Raw genomic sequence first — 20,138 nt, 5'->3', positions numbered from 1 at the left:
CTTTGTTGCTTGCAGCGCTCACCCGTCCAGCGTGCAGCGCTGAAGGAAACGGTGTGCATTGCGATAAAATAAAAAGGGTAGTAGGCATCAAAGTGTGATGCAGGTCACATTATAGCATTGGGATGATGGCGTGCTCAATACATGAGCACCTGCGGCCTGCAAGATAATTTACCGTTAAATCGCCTAACCGTTTGTCGCAGCCGGCAACACCAATCGCGTTTACTTTTACTTTTTTACAAACTGCAATCTTATAACCAAACCCGGCGGGGTAGACTGGCATTCTTAGATAAACCGAATAAAAACGTAGGGTTAAACGTGTTGCCGCCATCCCGCAAAAAGGTCAGTAATTATTCTTCCGCTCGCTTTGCCTGGCTTTGCGCCGGCATCCTGGTGTGCTTTTTCCTGCTGATGTTTCGGGTTGGCTATCTGCAACTGTTGGAAAACCAGCAGTTGGCCAGCCAGGCAGACCAGCGCTCGGTGCGTACCCAGGTGGTGCCCACCAACCGCGGCATGATTACCGATCGTAATAATGAAGCGCTGGCGGTCAGCGTCTCGTCCAAAGACATCGTGCTCGATCCCAAGCACATCCTGGATAGCGGTGTGGATTTGTACAATGAGCGTTGGCAAAGCCTGGCCAACGTGCTGAAGCTGCCGCTGCCGGTGATTCAGCAACTGATCCACAATAATGCGCGCAAGCGTTTCGTCTATCTGGCGCGCAAGGTAGAGGACGATAACGCCAACTACATCAATAAACTGCACCTGGTTGGGGTGAGCAGTGAACAGGATTTCAGCCGGTTCTATCCCATGGGGCAAGACACCGCCGGGCTTATCGGCATCGTTGGGCAGGATAACCAGGGGCTGGAGGGGATTGAACTGGGCTTTAATCACCTGTTGCAGGGCAAGAACGGCCTGCGGGTGTACCAGAAAGACGGCAATGGCGCGATCATCAACGTGCTGAAAAATGTGGATCCGGTACCGCCGCCTAACGTGACGCTGAGCATTGATAAATTTATCCAGTATGTGTTGTTTGCCCAAATCCGCGACGGCGTGATCGCAAACCAGGCGGATTCCGGCTGTGCGGTGTTGGTTAAGATCAGCACCGGTGAAATTCTGGGTATGGCAAGCTACCCGTCCTTCAACCCCAACAACTATGCCAATACGCCGGCAAAAGATATCCGCAACGTTTGCAGCAGCGACAGCTTCGAACCCGGTTCAACGGTGAAGCCGGTGGTGGTGATGGTTGGGCTGGATCGTAATCTGATCAGGCCAGATACGGTGTTGGATACCACGCCATACCGGGTTAACGGCCATCTGATCAAAGACGTGGGGCACTGGACCAAGCTGACGGTGACCGGCGTGCTGCAAAAATCCAGCGATATCGCGGTATCCCATATTGCCCTGGCGATGCCGGCAACGGTGCTGCCGGATGTCTACCAGCGTTTTGGCCTGGGCCGGCCGACCGAGCTTGGCATCGGCAACGAGAGCAGCGGCTACCTGCCATTGCACCGCAGCCGCTGGGCGGATATTGAACGCGCGACGTTTTCGTTCGGCTATGGTTTGCGCGTCACTCCGCTGCAAATGGTGCGTGAATATGCGGCTATCGGCGCGTTTGGCGTCTATCGCCCGCTGTCGATCACCAAAGTCACGCCACCGGTGATGGGGCAACGCATCATGCCGGAAAGCGTGGTCAGATCGGTGGTGCATATGATGGAAAGCGATGCCTTGCCGGGCGGGAGTGGGCTGAGCGCCGCAGTGCCTGGCTACCGGCTGGCGATCAAGACCGGTACCGCTGAAAAAATGGGCGCCAACGGCAAATACGACGGCGGCTATATCAACTATACCGCCGGCGTGGCTCCCGCCAGCGATCCGCAGGTTGCACTGGTGGTGATGGTCAACAACCCGAAAGCGGGCAAGCACTTCGGGGGTTCGGTTGCCGGGCCGGTATTTGGCAAAATCATGGGGCAGGTGCTGGAACACATGAACGTGTTGCCGGATGCGCAACCGTTGAATGTGATCAATACCGCCAGCCGTTATGCCGGTGGCACGGCAACGCAGCAGTAACGCAGCAGTAAAGACAACACAGGGCGTAACGCGAATATCAGTCGGTTAAAAAACTGACTGAACCCTCCGGCGGCGGAAGCCGCCTGGTTGGCAAATTGCCCACCGGTTCACACTTTACATCTGGCAATCCATGTTAGCTTGAATGCGGTGTTTTTTTACGCATTATCGGATTGTTATCGCTGGCTATCCCGCCAGTGAGCAAAACCTGAGTGGCTCATCTGCTATTGCAGCAGCATGAGGCGCTCAGGTTTTTTTTGTTTTTATTCCGCAAAACGTTAAACCAGGAAGGTGCAGAATGATGAAGAAAACCAGGCTTATCGCGAATGCTATTACGCTGTCGCTCTTTTCCCCGCTCGCGGCGCATGCGCTGGATCAACCGGTGTTAGGCGAACGGGGCGTGGCGGTTATTCAGCAAGACGGGCTCGCTTTCAAAGATTTGAATAAAGACGGCATGCTCACCCCTTACGAAGACTGGCGTTTATCGCCTCACCAGCGGGCCAGGGATCTGGTGGCCCGGATGACCCTGGAAGAAAAAGCCGGCGTGATGATGCACGGCTCGGCACCTGCGCCCGGCAGCAGCATTGGCCGCGGAGAGGTATACGACATTGCCGCGGCCGCCACGATGATCGTCGATGAAAAGGTGAATACGTTTATTACGCGCCTGACTACCACGCCCGCAGCAATGGCGGAGCAAAACAACCGCCTGCAGGCCATCGCCGAATCCACCCATTTAGGTATCCCCATCACGCTGAGCGCCGATCCCCGCAATGTCTATCAGTATTCAGCGCAGGTGCAAGCGAATGTCGATGGCTTTTCAAAATGGCCAGAAACGTTGGGTATCGCCGCGATTGGCGATGAAAATATTGCACAGCGCTATGCGGATATCACGCGTCAGGAATATCGGGTGTTGGGAATAACGCAGGCGCTCTCGCCAATGGCGGATATCGCCTCAGAGCCGCGTTGGTCACGAATTGCAGGGACCTTCGGCGACGATCCGCAGCTGACCAAGCGCATGGTGCGTGGGTATATCAAGGGGATGCAGCACGGTGGCGAGGGGCTGAATTCCGCCAGTGTCAGTGCGGTGGTCAAACACTGGGTGGGGTATGGCGCGGCCGAGCAGGGCTATGACAGCCATAACAGTTACGGAAAATACGCGGACTTTTCCGGCCGCAAACTTGATGCGCATATTCTGCCGTTTACCGGCGCCTTCGAGGCCCACGTTGCCGGAGTGATGCCGACCTACTCCGTGTTGAAAAACCTGCAGCATCAGGGGCGGAAGGTTGAACCGGTGGCGGCGGGCTTTAACCGTTATTTATTGCAGGATCTGTTGCGGCAGAAATACCATTTCAATGGCGTGATTATCAGCGACTGGCTGATTACCGATGACTGTAAAGAGAAGTGTATTCATGGGCACCCTGAGGGCGAAACGCCCGATCCAAGCAGTTTAGGGATGCCGTGGGGTGTGGAGACGCTTAGCAAAGTCGAACGTTTTGCGAAGGCCGTCAATGCCGGCATCGATCAGTTCGGCGGCGTCACGGACAGTGCGTTGCTGGTACAGGCGGTTAAAGAAAAGCGTATCAGCCAGAGCCGCCTCGATCAGTCGGTCACTCGTATCCTGGAACAGAAATTTGCCCTCGGTCTGTTTGAAAACCCCTATGTCGATCCCGTTACCGCCGGGAAAACTCTGCCGAATCGCGCCTGGCAGGCTGAAGCGGATAATGCACAGCGCGCTTCGCTGGTGTTGCTGGAGAATAAAACCAAGCTGCTGCCATTGCAAAAAGGGCAGAAAGTTTGGCTCTACGGTATTGATCCCGCGGTAGCGAAACAGGCCGGGCTGACGGTGGTGGATAAACCCGAAAACGCCGACCTTGCACTGGTGCGGGCCAGCGCGCCTTACGAACAACCGCATAAAAACTATTTCTTCGGGGCGCAGTACCATGAAGGTTCGCTGGCGTTCGCCGCCGACAACCCGGACTGGCAGGCGATTCAGGCGGCAAGCCAGGTGCCGACGATTGTCACGGTCTACCTGGACCGGCCGGCGATATTAACCCCGGTTAAAGAAAAGGCGTCGGTGCTGATCGGTAACTTTGGCGTGAGTGACACGGTGTTGTTGCGCGCGCTAACGGATGGCCACCCCTTCAGCGGTAAGCTGCCTTTTGAACTGCCATCGTCGATGGAAAGCGTGCGCAAGCAGCATTCTGCTGCGCCGCACGACAGTGACAAACCGCTTTATCCGACCGGGTTTGGGCTGCTTTAAGCCTGGGTTGGGTGATTGTCCGGTGGCGCGGGGCGCCACCGGGGTATAGCAGAAGGAGGGCATTGACAATATATAGCGGGCCACGGCGGAAAATAACGATTGTGGCCGCTGACATTCTCTGGTGCTTAACGGCTGGTCTGGTGGCCGATAATGCCGCCCAACGCCGCGCCGCCCAGCGTACCCAGTGCGCTGCCGTGGGTCAGAACGGCGCCACCGACGGCACCCACCCCGGCACCAATCGCCGTATTACGATCGCGGTTAGACATACTTCCACACGCAGTCACAGAAAGCGTTGCCAAAATCAAAACGGTTACGCCAGCAGCACGTTTAATGTTCATAAGTATTCCTTGGTAACAACTTTTGTTAATAAAAAAACCAAAGGTAACAATTTAAAGCATCGTTAAATGTTGGGATGAATGTATTCCGTCGCAGAGAGATAAAACAGGGAAATATTCTTAATTTAATGGCTTAAAATAAGAATGATAAAACGATGTGTCGGCTATCGGGATTTATGGCGTTATCTGAAGATAAATAAAAAACATGTGGCGTGGCTATTGCCCATAACCTGGCGATAGCCACGTGTTTTAGTAGCTTTCGCCAAAGCCGAAAGAGCCGTCCTGCAGGCAAATCTCTGCCGCGAACTGTGCGCCTTTTTGCAAACTTGCCGCAATGGCGTTGCTCTGGCAGAAAGCCAACAGGAAGGCGGTAATGAAGGCGTCGCCGGCGCCTAGCGTATCACGCGGCACCACTTGCAAGGCTGGTTGCTCAAATAACTTGGCGCCGTCAAACAGCCATGCGCCCTGTGCGCCGCGGGTGGCGATCGCATAGCGGCAGCCTGCGCCGACCGCGGCTTCCAGCAATTGCCGGCATGCTGCCGGTTCAAGATCGGCGCAGGAAAAGAAGGCGAAATCGAGCCACTGGCACAGCGGCAGCGCCGTCTCTGGGTTAAAGTCGTCCGAAAAATCATACGACAATAAGCCCGGCAGGGCGTGCAGCGCAGGTAACAGCGGGTCAATATAGCTGTAGCAACTGGTATGGATCAGGGAAAAACCGCGCAGATAGTCCGTATCGTCAAGCACGAAATCCATCGGGGTGGTTTTCCGGATGCCGCCCTGGTTGGAGCCGATGAAAATACGTTCCCCTTGTTCAACCGTCAGGCTTGCGCAGCCGTTTGGCCCGGCCACCTGGCGGCAACGCGAGATGTCCACATGATGTGCCGCCAACGCCCGTTGCACCTGCTGGCCTGCGGCGTCGTCGCCGAACACGCCGAGATAGGCCGCCTGCGTCTGCAGCAGCTTCGCGTAGACGCTGAAGTTAAGCGCATTGCCCCCGGGGTAGCGGATGCGCAGATGGGCGTATTGATCGACGACGTTATCGCCTATTCCTATCACTTTCATTACATAATCTCACGGGGTTATGCCACCGTGCAGACACGGCGGCAAGGCAGGTCAGTAAGGGACTTTGCCCATATAGCGGCGCGTTTCCAGCGGGTGTTGCCGAATCGCGGCCAGCGAGGCGCGGTATTCGCAGATAACGCGGTAAAACAGCACTGGGTTAAAGAATTCCTGCACGCTGGCAGGCAGTGCGTCCAGCCCCAGTTCTTGAGCATCAATGATCTCAACCTTTTCGGCATACTGCCCAAGAAAATCGCTAACCCGCTGATCCAACGCCCGGGTGCGGCCGGTGTTCATCAATAGAATATGCGGCGTTTGCACATCGGTCACTTCAAACGGGCCGTGGAAAAACTCACCGCTGTGAATGGCGGCGGCATGCAGGCGCTGCATTTCCATCAGCGAACAGATCGCCGCGCCATACGCCATGCCGAATGAGGCGCCGCTGGAGAGAATGTAAAACAGCGATTCACGTTGGTAACGCTCGGCAAAGGCCGCACAGCGCGGCTGCACCTGGCGGCAGGCGGCGGCAATCACCGGCTCCAACTGCGCAAGCGCCTGCTGGAAGTCTGCATAATGCGCATAGCCCTCCGTTTGCTGCAACAGCTCGACGCACAGCCCCAGCATCAGCGTCGCCGGGTTTTCCTGGGCGTCAGCGTGATCGCCCCACGTGTAGAGCATATTGTGATCGGCATGTTCGGCAAGCTGCGAATGCGGATTATGCGTCAGCGTGACGGTTTGCGCGCCGTGTTGTTGCGCCAGCGCGGCGGCGGCCACCGATTCCGGCGTATTGCCGCCGTGTGAGCACACGATCACCAGCGAATGGGCGCCCAGCGCTTTGGGTGGCACCTGCACGAATTCATTTGCCGTCATGATGCCGCTGTACAGCGTGGCCGATTCGCTGTCCAGGAAGTATTTGGCCGGGTACATGTCAACCAGCGAACCGCCGCAGGCAATCAGGTAAACGTGCTGTATTTTGCCCTGGCGTGCCTGTACCACGGATTCAATGATTTTTCTGGTGTTCATAACTTACCTTTGATTGTTCACAATAAAAAATGGCGGTATCAGTTGCCGTAAATATCAAAATTGAAATAGCGCTTGGCGATCTGGTCGTAGGTGCCGTCGCTGTGCAGCTTGGCGATCGCCTGGTTAAGGGCCGCCAGTAATTCCGGGTTGTCTTTGCGCAGGCCAATGCCGGTGCCGGGGCCAAAGATGTCCGGATCGTTCACACGCTGTTTCACCTGGATAAAGTCTTGGCCTTCGGGTTTGTCCAGCAATGAAAGCGCCTGCACCGTGGCGTCATCCAGTACGGCATCATTACGGCCGACGATCAGATCGGCATAGGCGGCGCTGGCGTCCGGGTAGGGAACAATATTCACCCCGTGCGCCTGCCAATATTTTTTCGCGTAGGTTTCAAACACCGAACCGCTTTGCACGCCGACGGTTTTACCGCGCAGGGCGTTAACATCCGGGGTCAGCCCGCTGTTTTTCTTCACGACGATATAAGCCGGCGTGTTGAACAGCTTGTCACTGAAAGCGATCGATTTTTTCCGCTCATCGGTAATCGACATCGAAGAAAGAATGGCGTCAAACTTGCGCGCCTGCAGCGCGGGAATTAGCCCGTCAAAACTGCTTTCCACCCAAACGCACTTCACCTTAAGCTCGGCGCAGATCGCGTTGCCGAGTTCGATATCAAAACCCGCCAGCTTGCCCTGCGGGGTTTTATATTCGAAAGGTGGGTAGGTTGCGTCGGTGCCGAAACGGATCTGCTGCAACGGCGGCGCGGCGAATGCGGCGTGGCTGGCGGCAAGCGCCAGTACCAGCGCCGCGGGTGACAGAAACCTCATCTTGCCCATACTTCCCCCTGGTGATGTTAAAAATACCAAAAAATAGACCACGAAATAAATCTAGCCTGATATTTGAACTTTTGGCAATGATTTTTGCGGATAATTAGACCAAAATGGTGATATAAGGATTGAACGTTTTCTTGTGGTCTGGTATTTGCAGCGCTTATGTTCGCCGGGTAAGACAACGAAGAGTAGATAAAAAGCCATGTTATGGTTTATTTTTGACAATATCACGATGGGTATTAACGGGTGAAATTAGACCATGAATGAATTAGCCGGCACGTCGCGCCGCCCGCGTAAATCCTACCTGGTGGCGAAAGAAGCCCTGAAGGGGATGTTACACTCGGCGGAATACAGCGCCGGCGATCAAATTCCGCCGGAGCGCGAGCTGGTGCAATTGTTGGGCGTCAGCCGTATGACGTTGCGGAAAATGATTGCCGAATTTGTTCAGGACGGTGTGTTGGAAAGGCGCGGTAACCAGGGCACTTACCTGGCGCACAGCGCGATCGAACGGCCGTTGACTCAGCCGATACAGCAGGGGATCAGCAAAATCGTCGAGCTGAATGCCGCCACGCCCAGCAGCCGCCTGATCCTGTTCCATGAGGCCAATGCCAGCCAGCGCATCGCCCAGCGTTTGCAGATCGCAGAGGGTGAACCGATCGTGATGATTAAGCGGTTGCGCCTGGCGGATGGCAAGCCGTTCTGCCTGGAAACCAGCTTTTTGCCTCGCAGCAAAGTGCCCACGCTGCAGGCTGGCGATCTTCAGCAGGGGGAATCGCTGTATCAGCTACTGCGCGAGCGCTATCAGCTCCACGGCGAGGCGGACGAAGGGCTGATCAGCGTGGCGGCGATGACGGAAGATGAGCAGCAACTGCTGGAAGCGCCGGCCGGTAGCGCGGCGCTGGTTTACCGCGGCGTGATTTTCGACGCAGGCCAGCGGCCGCTGGAATACCTGGTTTCGGTTAACCACCCGGATCGCGTTTCTTTCAAAATCGGCTATTCGATCAACCACGGTATGCGTTAGGCCGGCGGATGAAAACTCCTGTCGGTAGGTGGCAAAATGCCCTAAGATAATTGTGGATTGGGGCATTCCTCTGATAACAGATAAAAAGAGAGCCTAGCATTATGGAAATCAAGGACTACTACGCCATTCTGGGCGTTAAACCCGCGGATGACATCAAGGCGATCAAAACCGCTTACCGCAGGCTGGCAAGGAAATACCATCCCGATGTCAGCACCGAGCCCGATGCCGAGGCCCGGTTCAAGGAAATCGCTGAAGCCTATGAAGTGCTGAAAGACAGCGAACGCCGTGCCGAGTACGACGAAATCCTCAAACACCGCAACGATCCCAACTTTGGCCGCGCCGCCAACCATCAGCAGCAGGAACATGCCTACAGCGGCAACGCCGAAGACTTTTCCGACTTTTTCTCCTCCATGTTCGGCGGCCACGCCCGCAGTCAGCAGCATCGCCAGGCGCACGCGGTGCGTGGCCAAGATGTGGAGATGCCGGTGGCGATGTTCCTGGAGGAGACGCTCAGCGAACAACAGCGCACCATTCGCTATCAACTGCCGGTGTATAACGCCTTTGGCCTGGTCGAGCAGGAAACCACCAAAACCCTGAATGTGAAAATCCCGGCCGGCGTGGGCGACGGCGAACGTATCCGCCTTAAAGGGCAAGGCTCGCCCGGCATCGGCGGCGGGGCGAACGGCGATCTTTATCTGGTTATCCAAATCGCGCCGCACCCGCTGTTCGACGTGGTTGGGCATAATCTGGAAATCGTACTGCCGCTGGCGCCGTGGGAAGCGGCGCTGGGGAGCAAAGTCTCGGTGCCCACCCTGAAAGACAATATCCTGCTGACCATCCCTGCCGGTAGCCAGGCCGGGCAACGCCTGCGGGTGAAGGGCAAAGGGCTGGTCGGTAAAAATACCACCGGCGATTTGTTTGCGGTAATCAAAATTGTTATGCCGCCGAAGCCAGACGAGAAAAGCGCGGCGCTGTGGAAACAGCTGGCCGAAGAGCAGCAAGGCTTTGATCCGCGTAAAGAATGGAGTAAAGCATAATGACAACGCTACAAGTCACCTTTACCGTAAGTGAGTTTTGCCTGCATACCGGCGTGACGGAGGATGAGCTGACCGAAGTGGTCGGCCTGGGCGTGATTGAGCCCTGCAATAGTGAAGCGGATACGTGGTTGTTTGATGAACAGGCGCTGTTCTATTTCAACCGTGCCTCTCGCCTGCACCGGGAGCTGGCGATCGACTGGCCCGGCATTGCGGTTACGCTGGGGTTGTTGGACGATATCGCACAGTTGCGCAAAGAGAATGAACAGCTGCGCCGCCAGTTGGAAAGGTTCACCGGTGGTTTTTAAGCACCTTGTTCAGCATGTTGCCCTTGGCCCCATCAGGGGCCAAGGTGGCAAACCTCATGCATGGCCTTGTGCACGGTTCAAGGGCGGTGCGGCCGTTTTGGGCGTGATTTTGCAGTGGTAGTCGCAGTATTGCAGCAGTGTGTGCTGGTGGCTGATCACAATCACGATCGCCTCCGGCAAAGCACGTTTTATCATCTGCAACAGTTTCCCAGCGCTTTCTTCGTCCAGGTTGCTGGTGGCTTCATCCAGGCACAATAGCGCCGGTTGGTTCAGCAGCGCGCGGGCCAGCGACAGCCGCTGTTGTTCGCCGCCGGACAAAATATCCCCCCAGTTCTTTTTCTCCGCCAGCGCCGGGATCAAATAGGGCAACCCCACATCCTGCAGCGCCTGCTTAAGCTGCGCCTGGCTGAATGCGGCCACGCGCGGATAGCTTAGCACCAATGCCAGGGTGTCTTCCGGCAGGTAGGCCTTCTGCGGAATAAACAGCTGCCTGCCGCGTGGGAGTTGCCATGTGCCGGTGATCTCCTTTTGCAGGCCGGCCAGCCCCCGCTGCATTGACGATTTGCCAATGCCGCTGGCGCCGCTGATCATCAGCCAGTCGCCAGGGGAAAGGCATTGATTCACCGGGTTAAACAGCGGGGCGCCGATCTGGTTACAAGGGGAAAAGTGTTGGAAAAAAAACAGGCTGCCGTCGCGCGCATAGTTCACCGCCGTGGGCAGATTGCGCATACTCTGCTGGAAGCGCCACAGGCGATCCACGGTGGCGGACCAGGCGGCAAGCTGGCGGTAAGAATCGATAAACCAGCCAAACGCATCGAGCACATAGCTAAACGCGCCGCGCACCTGCATGATGGTCCCCAGCGTAATCTGCCGGCTGATATACAGCGGCAGCACGGCGAACAGCGGTAGCATCAGGCTCAGGCGAAAGTAGCTGGTGATGAAGCTTTCCAGTTTGAATTCGCGCAGCATCAGGTTCCGCCAGTTGCTGACGATCCCAGAGAAAAAACCATGCGCGCGCCGCAATTCGGCGCGTTCGCCGTGGTAAATCGCCACTTGTTCTGAATGTTCGCGAATGCGCAACAGGCTGGCGCGGTAGTCCGCTTCGGCTCGTTGTTTTTCACCGTTGAGATCGTGCAGCGGCCGGCCAATTCGGTGCGCCAGAAAACTGCTGATAAAGGCGTAAATCAGCGCGATCCACACCAGGTAGCCGTGAAGGACGATATCCATGCCCATGAAGGTAAAGCGCTGCTCGCCGGAGAGCTGCCACAGGATGAAGATAAAGGAAAATAGCCCGGTGACGTTTTTCAACAGTGAGAGGAACAGCTCCAGGCTTTGTTCGATCAGCAGACGAATATCTTCTGCAATACGCTGATCCGGGTTATCTGGCCCATTGGCGCGCCCAAGATGGTAGTGAGTATGCCGCCGCAGCCACTCGGTCTCATAGCGCAGCGTCATTTTTTGGCGCCAGTGGATAATCAGCGCCTTGCGGCACCAGTTGCTGCTGACCACCAGTAAAACAAACAGCAGCGTATAGCCGGCGTATTGATAGCCTAACTGCCAGGGGGAGGCATGTTGGAAATACTCCGCCAGTGCATCGTAAAACGCACGGCTCCAGTTGGTGTACTGAACGCTGACCCAGACAATCCCCAGCGTGGCGCTGACGGTGCCGGCCAGCAGTAGCCAGGAGTACCATTCGCGCGGGTGGTTCCAATAGGGCTTAATCAGAAGAAAAAAACGTTTGAGAATTAACATAATAAGTAGCCGCACCCACAGGGTGCGGCTTGAGTTCCTTTGCGCCCGATCAGTACGTCCACTTCACATTGAATACCACATTGCGTGGTTCGCCGTAGAAGTTGTAGCCATTGATGCTGCGGTTGTTCAACGTGAGGTAATAGGTCTTATCGGTCAAGTTATTGCCCGTCAGGCTCAAGCTGAGGTTTTTACTGTAGTGATACGTCACGTTGGCGTTGTACAACGTGTAGCCGCCCTGATGAATGTTATACACGGTGTCGGTATCGGTCTGCGCCGTCATCCCGGCGCCGATGGTCCACTGGTTCAGTTGGCCCGGCAGGGTGTAGCTGCTGTACAGCTTGAACATATGCTGCGGCGTGTAGGGGCTGTATTTTTCCCCCTTCGAACCGTTGGTATCGTCTTCCAGCCGTTTGGTATTGGTCAGCGTATAACCGGCGTAAAGTTGCCAGCCATCAGTCAGTTTGCCCGACATTTCCACTTCCACACCCTGGCTTTGTACTTTCCCTTGCGCACTGTAACAATCATCACTGGTCGGGCAGTCGGTGTCTGCAACCGGGCGGTTGGCCTGGATAATGCGGTACAGCGCCACCGAGGCATTCAGGTCGCCATCAAAAAAGGCGCCTTTGATCCCGGTTTCATAATTTTTCCCGGTAATCGCCGGCAATAAGGCGTTGTTGCGATCGAGGTAGTCCTGCGGTTTGTAGATATCGCTGTAGCTGAAATACCAGGTGTAATTATCGGCAAAGTCCCACAGCAGGCCGGCGTAAGGGATCAGCTTATCGCGCACTTTATAGCTGTTGGAATGGTTGGTGACGCCCGTAGCGCGATTGGTGTTGTACATGTCGTAGCTGTAGGCGCTGTAACGGCTGCCAAGGATCAGCTTCCAGTTATCGGCCAGCTCAAAACGGGTGGTGGCGAACAGCGCACGCTGATAGACACGGTACTGATAGCGGCTGGTGTAATCCGGCCAGTCAGGTTCGGCCAGCGCATTGGGCTGCCAGCCATAGATATCCACCGCGTCGCGGTTAGCCACGGTGCCAAACAGATTATCGAAGTTCTCTTTTTGGTAATCGCCGCCGAACACCAGCTCATGGCTGCGCCCCAGCCAGTCAAACGGGCCGCTCAAGGTCAGGTTATAGCCCCATTGGTCGGATTTGTTATCACGCTGGATAGCGTTGTTAAGCTTCGGCGTAGCGCTGCCATAAATCCCAATCGCCTTGCTAACCGCCGTGCCGCGCGTGTAGTTCAACGCGCTTTTTAGCGCCCAATCGTTGTCGAAGTTGTGTTCGAACTCAATGAAGGGATTAATCTTCTCAAACGTGATGCGGTTCCAACTGGCGCCCAGGAAGGTGGAGCGCGGCAGTTTGAGATCGCTATAGTCGCTGGCCATCGGCACGCCGTACAGATTGGGCACGGTGTGGGTTTTTTGCCAGTTCACGCCGGTGGTGACGGTGGTGTCCGGCGTAATGTCCCAGGCTAGCGTGCCGTACAGCACCTGGCGATCGCTGTCGACGTAGTCGACAAAACTCTGTTTATCCTGATAAACGCCAACGAAGCGGCCGCGCACTGTGGCATCGTCGTTCAATGGGCCGGAGACATCCACCGTGCTACGGTAGTTGTCCCAGCGGCCAGCGCTGACGTCGGCGGTGGCGCGGAAATCGTAGGTGGGTTTTTTGCGCACCAGGTTCACGGTGCCGCCGGGTTCGCCATTGCCCTGCGTCAGGCCAGAGGCGCCGCGCAGCACTTCCAGGTGATCGTAAATCGCCAGATCGGGCGATTCACTGGAGGATTCAGAGTAGCCCATGCCGGAGACGCTGTTCTGGAACGATGAGTTCACGCCATCTTCCTTGACGTTATCCATGCTGAACCCACGCGATTGGAACTTCACTTGATACGAGCTTTGGTTGACGACATTGATCCCGGTGGTTTGGCTCATGGCGTCATCAAGCGAAGTCATATTCTGATCGTTCATGCGTTGGCGGCTTACCACGCTGACCGACTGCGGCGTTTCACGCGGCGACAACGCCAGACCCGTCGCCGTAGACATCTGTTTAGAGGTGTAAGAGGCGGTGTCTTCGGTAGTGGCGCCGTAATCCGCCGCGGCCGTTACCAGCAAATTCTCTTCGCCGCCGGTGCGGGCCAAGAGATAACTACCATCGGGCTGGTGCAGGGCAGTAAGCCCTTTCCCGGCCAGCAGGGCCTGCAGGCCGGCTTCAACGCTGTATTGCCCCTCAAGCGCGGAACCATTAACGTCCTGGGCCTGGGTTGCGTCAGCCAGACGGATGCCGGCCTGGCGGGCAAACTGCACAAGCTGCACGGAAAGCGGCCCTGCCGGGATCTGATACTGTTTGGCCTGCGCCGTTTCGGCAGCATACACAGGCTGGATCCCTGACGTGACGGTACCGGTCAGCAGCAGTAAATGGATGGCGGTTGCCAGAGGCAGGCGGCGTAATGGGTGGGCATGCGGCGTTGTCGATTGTACTGACATAATTTTCCTGAGAACGAAGTATTGAAATCGCGTTGTTATTCACGCCTTACGCCGCACAACAGAGCACCGTCCGCGTGCAGTTACGGCAAAACCGGCCTTGGCGCCATCCCGGCGATCCAATATTGCGTGGGCATTCAGCAGGTGGCGGGCGAGGGCGACATCGTGGGTCAAATCCGCTGCATCAAACACGTAGCTGAACCGTTATAGCTAAATCGTTAGCTTCAGCCGTAATCGCTGATCTAAAACGATGTTAATATGCTGTTTAGCACTAAAAAATAATGGGGTTATGCCGCGCAAGCCTTTTTGGCGTGAGGTTTATCACAAAAAACTGTATGGAAGTGTATATTTACATGAGAATGGTTTTCATCTCAAACGAAATATTGTAGCGATATCCGCTGATACGTTCTTTTATCTCGAATGATTGACCCCTATTGCAGCGGTTAGGATGGAAAGCCGTTAATTATAACTTATTGTTTAATAATATATTTATAATTTCATTGGTTCAAGTAAAAAGCTAAACCGATACAGCTTATGTGCAGCACAAATTTTTTTATCAAAAAGTGCCAGAAGCAGAATTGAGAAGAAAAATGGTGGTGCAGCACGGACGCGATCAACAACGTCTTTACCGCCACGAAAATGCCCGTAATAACGCAGCGATAAACCACAGGTATTGTGTGGGCTGAATCCTTTCAGTAAAACGATTCAAAAAATCGCGCAAAGTTGCCGAAAACCGTGTAAAACTTGATGCAGATCATGATTCAATCGCGTGGGTTTTGCTTTGATAAACCTTGTTCGTTATGTGAGCAGAATCACATAAGGCGCTATCCAGTTTGAGTCTGGGAATTTCAATGTCGCGGTGCTGTTCGGCTACATCCTGTTGGGGGCGAGTTATGTCTATAGTGCGTACATGTTTAAGTCTTTTTGGCGGCGATACGGTGATCGTGCGCTGTTCTGATAGTTTCCGTATCTCGATGATTAATGAACCGCAAAACGACGGCATTAATAAACAGGCAAGCTCCGCGAACGTTATTAGCACCCGGGCGGACGGTGAGGTATATCTCAACGTGCCGTACACCGGCGTATGGAATTTTGTGATCGACGCAGAAAGCAGCGCGCCGGAGCACTCCATCCGTTACCTACCGGCCTAGGCCCTGTTTGCCGGCTTCCTACGAAGCCGGTTGCGCGGCGCCGCTTGCCATGCCCTGCATGGATCACTCCTCGCCTCAAGCGGTGCCGGCACAATCCCCGTTTTCCCCACGCACTGTTAAATCAAATTGTATCGTTTGTCATGCACCAGTTTCTCTGGCAGCGGGAAATCATCGTTCATCTCTTTCATATTGCGTTCAATGGTGTTGCAAATGGCATTGAGCGGCAAATCATTCGGCGCCGTGCCGAACGGATCTTCCAGCTCTTCGGCCAGTGCTTCCAGAGAAAGAAAGGTATAAGAGATAAATACCGAAACCAGCGGCGTCATGTAGTGCAAATCCTCGACCAGCGCAAAGGGCAGCAAGGTGCAAAACAGGTATACCGTGCGGTGCAGGATCAGGCTATAGGCAAACGGGATCGGCGTATTTGAGATGCGTTCACAGCCGCCCAATACCTTTGAAAGCGCGTTCAAATTGTGATCGATACCCGTGTACAGCATATCGGAGATGTTGCCCTGTTGGCGCTGCTCACCCAGCCAGATCCCCATGCACAGCAGCAGGCGGTTGGCGGGGAAAGGGCTGCGCAGCACCTCATCGGCAAAACGGGCGGGCACCAGCCGGGTTAAATCTGCCCGATCATCGGTATGGCGCAACTGATGGTTCAGGCTCCAACTGAATGCCGTCAGCAAAGCGGCGAAGGTTTCGGCCTCTTGCGGTTTGTGCAACAGCACGCTTTTGATCTGCCGCAACAGTGAACGTTGGGTGATCAGCAATCCCCCCCATAACTGGCGCGCTTCGATAAAGCGGGCGTAGCTGGCGCTATTGCGGAACCCCAGGAAGATGGCGATGGCCACCCCAAGCAGGCTGAATGGGGCGGTGGTCAGGCGGATGCCCAGTGTTTCATACCACTGGTAGCCGATAACGGCGAATACCGACATCAGCAGGTTAAGGCTAAGGCGAAAAAGGATTTTGGACAGCACGGAACCATACCAGTCGAACAAACGCAGAAACCAGTGCTGTGGGGGGCGAACAATCATGATGACCTGTACAAGCGATATGTTAAGAAAAGGTGTTTTTCAGGCGGGAGGTAAAGGGAATGTGTTGCCACGGGGTTACGTCTCGGTTGTTTTTATTATTGCAGGCGGCACAAGTATAACCCTAATGGCGCTGCGCGCAAGCCGTTGCACGGGGCATGCGGCAAGCCGCGAATGCCCCGTGGGTTGCCAGCGATCGTTTAGCGCAGGGCCATACAGGCGCGGGTGATGCGCTCGCACGCTTCCTGCAGGCGCGCGTCATCAATGGCGTAAGCGATACGCAGGTAGGGAGCGGCGCCAAACGCCGAGCCTTGTAACAGCGCCACATGCCCGGCGTGCAGCAAATAGTTGGCCACGTCCACATCGTTTTCAAGGATGGCGCCTTCCGGTGTGCGCTTGCCGAGCAAACCGGCGCAGTTGGCGAACAGATAAAATGCCCCGGGCGGCGGCGCCACGCTCAGGCCGGGAATGGCGTTAATGCAGGCCATGATTTTACTGCGGCGATCGGCCAGGATTTGCAGCCAGTCGGCGATGAACCCGCGTTCCTGGCGCAAGGCGGCCACGGCCGCCGCCTGTGAAACCGAACTGGGGTTGGAGGTGCTTTGTGATTGCAGCACCTGCATCGCTGAAATCAACCAGGCCGGGCCGCCGGCAAAGCCCAGCCGCCAGCCGGTCATCGAATAGCCTTTCGACATGCCGTTCACCGTCAGAATGCGTTCGCGCAAGCGCGGCTCAACCTGCGCCAGGGTGGTAAACGCCGCTGGCGCGTGGCAGATATGCTCATAAATATCGTCGGCGATGATCAGCACCTGTGGCGCATCAAGCAACACCGCCGCCAGCGCCTTCAGCTCTTGTGCGCTGTACACCGCGCCGGTGGGGTTGTTGGGCGAATTCAAAATCAGCCAGCGGGTTTGCGGGGTAATGGCTGCCGCCAGTGCGGCGGGTTGCAGCTTCCAACCGCTTTCTTCGCTGCAGGGGATGATATCGCTTTCGCCTTCCGCCAGCGCCACCATATCCGGGTAGGAAACCCAGTACGGGGCGGGGATCATCACCCGATCGCCGGCGGCCACCGTCGCCAACAGCGCATTATAAATAAGCTGTTTCGCACCGCTGCCGGCGATCACTTCCTGCGGTAGATAGCTAAGCTGGTTATCGCGTTTAAACTTATCGATGATCGCCTGCTTAAGCGCGGCCGTGCCGGAAACGGCGGTATATTTTGTTTCACCCTGTACGATAGCGGCGATGCCGGCCTGTTTGATATGCGCGGGCGTATCAAAATCCAGCTCGCCTTCGCCCAGGTTGATCACATCGACACCGGCGGCGCAGAGCTCGCGCACTTTGTCGGATATCGCGCCGGTTGGTGAAGGGCGCACGCGCCGTAGCCGCGGCGCAAGAAATTCAGCAGACATCTTTTCCCCTTTCTGATGCTTAATCTTGATTGTATTATATGATACATATAAACCAATTTTAAATTATCATAGCGATAATGCTTTTGCTCATGGTTTCTGCCATTGATGACGGCATCATTATCTGTCTACGCCGGCTATCGGCTGTTCTCATCCCCACGGGAGCGTTCCATGTCGTTGATTTTTGTTGCACATAACACGCCAGCGCCGGCGTTATACGGCGCCATGGCGGCGATCTTGTCCCACGCGCTGCGGTTACCGATGGCGCACCTGCCGGTAGCATGGAACCTGGCCCACTACGCGGACGCCTGCCAACATGTCACCGCCGGCGGCACGCTGGTCACCAGCGGGTTGGTATGGTACGAACGCCTGAGCGGGCAAACGCTGGCGGCGCCCACCACGTCGGCAACGTTGCTCGGCCAGCGGCAGGACGGGGTGGTGCCGCTCGGGCCCAGCCAGCTTGCGCATTTTCCTGCGTTGGCACAGCGGTTGCAGCGCGGCGGCGTGGATTATGAGCTGGTGCATATTGAGCAAGAAAATGGCCGCTTTGGTTTTAGCCGCCTGCTTGCGGGCCACTGGCGGCAAGACCGGTTCGGCCGTTGGCGGCAGGGCGACGATACCGGCGTGCCGGAGGCGGCGCTGCGGATCGCCCTGATCGGCCGGCGGCAGGATCAGCAGGATGCCTACCCGGCCACATTGGCCGCTTTGGGGGATGCGGCCGATGCCCTGGGTTTGGCGCTGGAGGTGGTTTGCCTCGCACCGCAGGAGATCGCCGATCAGGCCGGCGCGCAAGCGCGTTTGGCCGGGTTCAGCGGCGTGTTGTTGCCGGGCGGCGCCGCCATGGCCAACGTACCGGGGCAAATCCAGGCGGCACACTATACGCTGGCGCATGCCATCCCCACGCTGGGGCTGTGTCTGGGCATGCAAACCATGGCGACCGCGGTGGCGCAACAGATGTTGGGCAGCACCCAGGCCAATCTGGCGGAGGCCGATCCGGCGGCGGCCATCAAAACCTTCACGCCGCTGCATGACGCTGCCGGGCTACCGTTGCACCGCCTGGGCGCCCAACCCCTGTACTGCCGGCCCGGCAGCCTGATGCATGGGTTATTGGGCGAGTGTTACAGCGTGCGTTACAACCACCGTTATCAGTTGAACCCGCTCTTAAAGGCGGGCCTGGAACAACAGGGCCTGTGCATCAGCGCCACCGATGCCAGCGGCGCAGTGGCCGATGGCATTGAGTTTACCCGCCATCCGTTTTTCCTTGGCGTGCAGGGGCACCCGGAATTGTCGTCTCGCGTGGGGCAAGCACACCCACTGCTGATGGCGTTTTTACGGGCTGCCGCCCGCCAACGCTAAGCTGCTTGGGGTGCGCCGGATTAGCCACCGGCGCAAGAGGTTACCGTGACAATGTCACGCCGCTGCGTTGATCCGCGGCCAAACGTTGCAGTTCGGCCGCGGCTTGTTCAATCACCTCCGGCCCCAGATCCAGCAGTGGGGCACGCACGTGGTGGCCGTCAAAGCCGCGCAGATTCATCACCGCCTTCACCCACTGCGGCTGGCCGTGGCGGCGCGCCAACGCGCGGTACGGATACCACAGCGCATGCAGTTCACGGGCGGTGTTGGCATCGCCTTGTTCCAGCGCGCGGTAGCTGGCCAGAATCAACTCCGGCAGCGCACAGCTGTTGGTGGTGCTGATACCGTCAAAATTGCACATCATTGGCCCAAGGAAGGCCAGATCCGAAGCGCAGAACAGGCGCAGGCGCCCGGCCAGCCGGTTGGCGATTTGGTCGATGGCGGTAGGGTTCAAATCACCCTGTTTGATGCCCACCACGCCGCCGATATCCGCGAGCTGCTCCAGCACCACCGGCGGCAGCGTAATGCCGATGCCCGGCGCGTTATAGACCAGAATGCCGGTGCGGGACAGCGGCGCCATTTGTTTGAAAAAACTGACGATCTGCGCATCGGTCACTTCCGAGACGAACGGTGGCGTCACCATCGGCAGGCCGCCCAGTTCGCCGGCCAACTGCGTGAGATCGCGCACGGTGCGCGCGTCGGAACCGGCGCTGCACAGCATCACCGGCACCCGATCGCCGACCACATCCATCACCTTGCGGAACAGGATGGCGCGTTCATCGGCGGTCATCGCCGGGAACTCACCGTAGGTGCCGCCAATCAGAATACCGTCATAGCCCAATCCGATAACGCGTTCGATGTTGCGCGCCAGCCCGTCAAAATCAAACTCGCCGCTGGCGGTGAACGGCGTCACGGTGATGTTGAAAATACCGCGCAGGCGCGCTTTGCTTTCACTGATGTCTTTCATACAGCCATTTTCCTTAAAGAAAGATAAAAAGGGCGCGGGGGAGCCGGGTCACGTGGCCCGTACGCCTGGCT

At 56.7% G+C, this 20,138-nt stretch carries 16 protein-coding genes; 7 read left to right on the top strand and 9 right to left on the bottom strand.

The annotated features are described in order from the left end of the window. Window positions 1-318: 318 nt before the first annotated feature. Both ACN28Q_RS24565 and ACN28Q_RS24560 read left to right on the top strand, forming a co-directional pair. Complete coding sequence (locus tag ACN28Q_RS24565) at window positions 319-2,061, top strand: penicillin-binding transpeptidase domain-containing protein (RefSeq protein ID WP_095849193.1); 1,743 nt, start codon at window positions 319-321, stop codon at window positions 2,059-2,061. A gap of 298 nt (window positions 2,062-2,359) precedes the next feature. Continuing rightward, window positions 2,360-4,318, top strand: coding sequence for a glycoside hydrolase family 3 protein (locus ACN28Q_RS24560; protein WP_095849192.1), 1,959 nt, complete (start codon window positions 2,360-2,362; stop codon window positions 4,316-4,318). A gap of 125 nt (window positions 4,319-4,443) precedes the next feature. Here the strand turns inward: ACN28Q_RS24560 and ACN28Q_RS24555 are convergent, their stop codons facing one another. From ACN28Q_RS24555 to ACN28Q_RS24540, 4 genes are all read right to left on the bottom strand, one after another. Then, on the bottom strand, window positions 4,444-4,656 hold the full coding sequence (locus ACN28Q_RS24555; RefSeq protein WP_095848732.1) for a YMGG-like glycine zipper-containing protein: 213 nt from the start codon (window positions 4,654-4,656) through the stop codon (window positions 4,444-4,446). Between the two features lie 246 nt (window positions 4,657-4,902). Further along, the gene (locus ACN28Q_RS24550; RefSeq protein ID WP_095848731.1) at window positions 4,903-5,715 is read right to left on the bottom strand and encodes a PfkB family carbohydrate kinase; all 813 of its coding nucleotides are present in this window, start codon (window positions 5,713-5,715) and stop codon (window positions 4,903-4,905) included. Window positions 5,716-5,766: 51 nt separating this feature from the next. Continuing rightward, window positions 5,767-6,735 carry an SIS domain-containing protein gene (locus ACN28Q_RS24545; protein WP_095848730.1) on the bottom strand — a complete coding sequence of 323 codons (969 nt, stop codon included), beginning with the start codon at window positions 6,733-6,735 and terminating at the stop codon, window positions 5,767-5,769. A 38-nt stretch (window positions 6,736-6,773) separates the two neighbouring features. Then, entirely contained in the window at window positions 6,774-7,565 is a 792-nt protein-coding gene (locus tag ACN28Q_RS24540) for an ABC transporter substrate-binding protein (protein WP_095848729.1), read from the bottom strand. A 253-nt stretch (window positions 7,566-7,818) separates the two neighbouring features. Here ACN28Q_RS24540 and ACN28Q_RS24535 point away from each other — a divergent pair, with 253 nt between their 5' ends. From ACN28Q_RS24535 to cbpM, 3 genes are all read left to right on the top strand, one after another. Next, window positions 7,819-8,580, top strand: a complete 762-nt coding sequence (locus ACN28Q_RS24535; RefSeq protein ID WP_095848728.1) for a GntR family transcriptional regulator — start codon at window positions 7,819-7,821, stop codon at window positions 8,578-8,580. Between the two features lie 101 nt (window positions 8,581-8,681). Then, window positions 8,682-9,617, top strand: coding sequence for a curved DNA-binding protein (gene cbpA / locus ACN28Q_RS24530; protein WP_095848727.1), 936 nt, complete (start codon window positions 8,682-8,684; stop codon window positions 9,615-9,617). Next, window positions 9,617-9,922 carry a chaperone modulator CbpM gene (cbpM, locus tag ACN28Q_RS24525; protein ID WP_095848726.1) on the top strand — a complete coding sequence of 102 codons (306 nt, stop codon included), beginning with the start codon at window positions 9,617-9,619 and terminating at the stop codon, window positions 9,920-9,922. The genes cbpA and cbpM overlap by 1 nt, the downstream gene beginning before the upstream one ends. A gap of 54 nt (window positions 9,923-9,976) precedes the next feature. Here cbpM and ACN28Q_RS24520 read toward each other — a convergent pair whose 3' ends face one another. Together ACN28Q_RS24520 and ACN28Q_RS24515 are read right to left on the bottom strand one after the other, a co-directional pair. Continuing rightward, window positions 9,977-11,674, bottom strand: a complete 1,698-nt coding sequence (locus tag ACN28Q_RS24520) for an ABC transporter ATP-binding protein/permease (protein ID WP_095848725.1) — start codon at window positions 11,672-11,674, stop codon at window positions 9,977-9,979. 49 nt (window positions 11,675-11,723) lie between these two features. After that, a complete protein-coding gene (locus ACN28Q_RS24515; RefSeq protein ID WP_095848724.1) occupies window positions 11,724-14,162 on the bottom strand; it encodes a TonB-dependent siderophore receptor in 2,439 nt (812 codons plus the stop codon). 890 nt (window positions 14,163-15,052) lie between these two features. Between ACN28Q_RS24515 and ACN28Q_RS24510 the strand changes: the two genes are divergently transcribed. Next, on the top strand, window positions 15,053-15,310 hold the full coding sequence (locus ACN28Q_RS24510; RefSeq protein WP_095848722.1) for a hypothetical protein: 258 nt from the start codon (window positions 15,053-15,055) through the stop codon (window positions 15,308-15,310). Between the two features lie 116 nt (window positions 15,311-15,426). On the opposite strand, the gene ACN28Q_RS24505 is transcribed toward ACN28Q_RS24510, so the two are convergent. Together ACN28Q_RS24505 and ACN28Q_RS24500 are read right to left on the bottom strand one after the other, a co-directional pair. Then, window positions 15,427-16,344, bottom strand: coding sequence for a bestrophin family protein (locus ACN28Q_RS24505; RefSeq protein ID WP_095848721.1), 918 nt, complete (start codon window positions 16,342-16,344; stop codon window positions 15,427-15,429). A 197-nt stretch (window positions 16,345-16,541) separates the two neighbouring features. Continuing rightward, complete coding sequence (locus tag ACN28Q_RS24500; protein WP_095848720.1) at window positions 16,542-17,750, bottom strand: aminotransferase class I/II-fold pyridoxal phosphate-dependent enzyme; 1,209 nt, start codon at window positions 17,748-17,750, stop codon at window positions 16,542-16,544. A gap of 168 nt (window positions 17,751-17,918) precedes the next feature. On the opposite strand from ACN28Q_RS24500, the gene ACN28Q_RS24495 reads away from it, so the two are divergent. Beyond that, window positions 17,919-19,103, top strand: a complete 1,185-nt coding sequence (locus ACN28Q_RS24495) for a glutamine amidotransferase-related protein (protein WP_095848719.1) — start codon at window positions 17,919-17,921, stop codon at window positions 19,101-19,103. 40 nt (window positions 19,104-19,143) lie between these two features. Here the strand turns inward: ACN28Q_RS24495 and ACN28Q_RS24490 are convergent, their stop codons facing one another. Continuing rightward, entirely contained in the window at window positions 19,144-20,067 is a 924-nt protein-coding gene (locus ACN28Q_RS24490) for a dihydrodipicolinate synthase family protein (RefSeq protein WP_095848718.1), read from the bottom strand. Window positions 20,068-20,138 lie beyond the last annotated feature (71 nt).

The organism is Gibbsiella quercinecans (assembly GCF_002291425.1).
Taxonomy (GTDB): domain Bacteria; phylum Pseudomonadota; class Gammaproteobacteria; order Enterobacterales; family Enterobacteriaceae; genus Gibbsiella; species Gibbsiella quercinecans.
Note: the sequence above shows the minus strand (reverse complement) of the source record. Positions and strands in the feature narration are given on the sequence as shown.

Excerpts from the sequence above, each read along its gene's own strand:
- cbpM (WP_095848726.1), top strand. The coding sequence starts at position 9,617 with ATGACAACGCTACAAGTCACCTTTACCGTAAGTGAGTTTTGCCTGCAT.
- ACN28Q_RS24560 (WP_095849192.1), top strand. The coding sequence starts at position 2,360 with ATGAAGAAAACCAGGCTTATCGCGAATGCTATTACGCTGTCGCTCTTT.
- ACN28Q_RS24500 (WP_095848720.1), bottom strand. The coding sequence starts at position 17,750 with ATGTCTGCTGAATTTCTTGCGCCGCGGCTACGGCGCGTGCGCCCTTCA.
- ACN28Q_RS24550 (WP_095848731.1), bottom strand. The coding sequence starts at position 5,715 with ATGAAAGTGATAGGAATAGGCGATAACGTCGTCGATCAATACGCCCAT.
- cbpA (WP_095848727.1), top strand. The coding sequence starts at position 8,682 with ATGGAAATCAAGGACTACTACGCCATTCTGGGCGTTAAACCCGCGGAT.
- ACN28Q_RS24520 (WP_095848725.1), bottom strand. The coding sequence starts at position 11,674 with ATGTTAATTCTCAAACGTTTTTTTCTTCTGATTAAGCCCTATTGGAAC.
- ACN28Q_RS24545 (WP_095848730.1), bottom strand. The coding sequence starts at position 6,735 with ATGAACACCAGAAAAATCATTGAATCCGTGGTACAGGCACGCCAGGGC.
- ACN28Q_RS24515 (WP_095848724.1), bottom strand. The coding sequence starts at position 14,162 with ATGTCAGTACAATCGACAACGCCGCATGCCCACCCATTACGCCGCCTG.
- ACN28Q_RS24540 (WP_095848729.1), bottom strand. The coding sequence starts at position 7,565 with ATGGGCAAGATGAGGTTTCTGTCACCCGCGGCGCTGGTACTGGCGCTT.
- ACN28Q_RS24505 (WP_095848721.1), bottom strand. The coding sequence starts at position 16,344 with ATGATTGTTCGCCCCCCACAGCACTGGTTTCTGCGTTTGTTCGACTGG.
- ACN28Q_RS24555 (WP_095848732.1), bottom strand. The coding sequence starts at position 4,656 with ATGAACATTAAACGTGCTGCTGGCGTAACCGTTTTGATTTTGGCAACG.
- ACN28Q_RS24510 (WP_095848722.1), top strand. The coding sequence starts at position 15,053 with ATGTCTATAGTGCGTACATGTTTAAGTCTTTTTGGCGGCGATACGGTG.
- ACN28Q_RS24535 (WP_095848728.1), top strand. The coding sequence starts at position 7,819 with ATGAATGAATTAGCCGGCACGTCGCGCCGCCCGCGTAAATCCTACCTG.
- ACN28Q_RS24495 (WP_095848719.1), top strand. The coding sequence starts at position 17,919 with ATGTCGTTGATTTTTGTTGCACATAACACGCCAGCGCCGGCGTTATAC.
- ACN28Q_RS24490 (WP_095848718.1), bottom strand. The coding sequence starts at position 20,067 with ATGAAAGACATCAGTGAAAGCAAAGCGCGCCTGCGCGGTATTTTCAAC.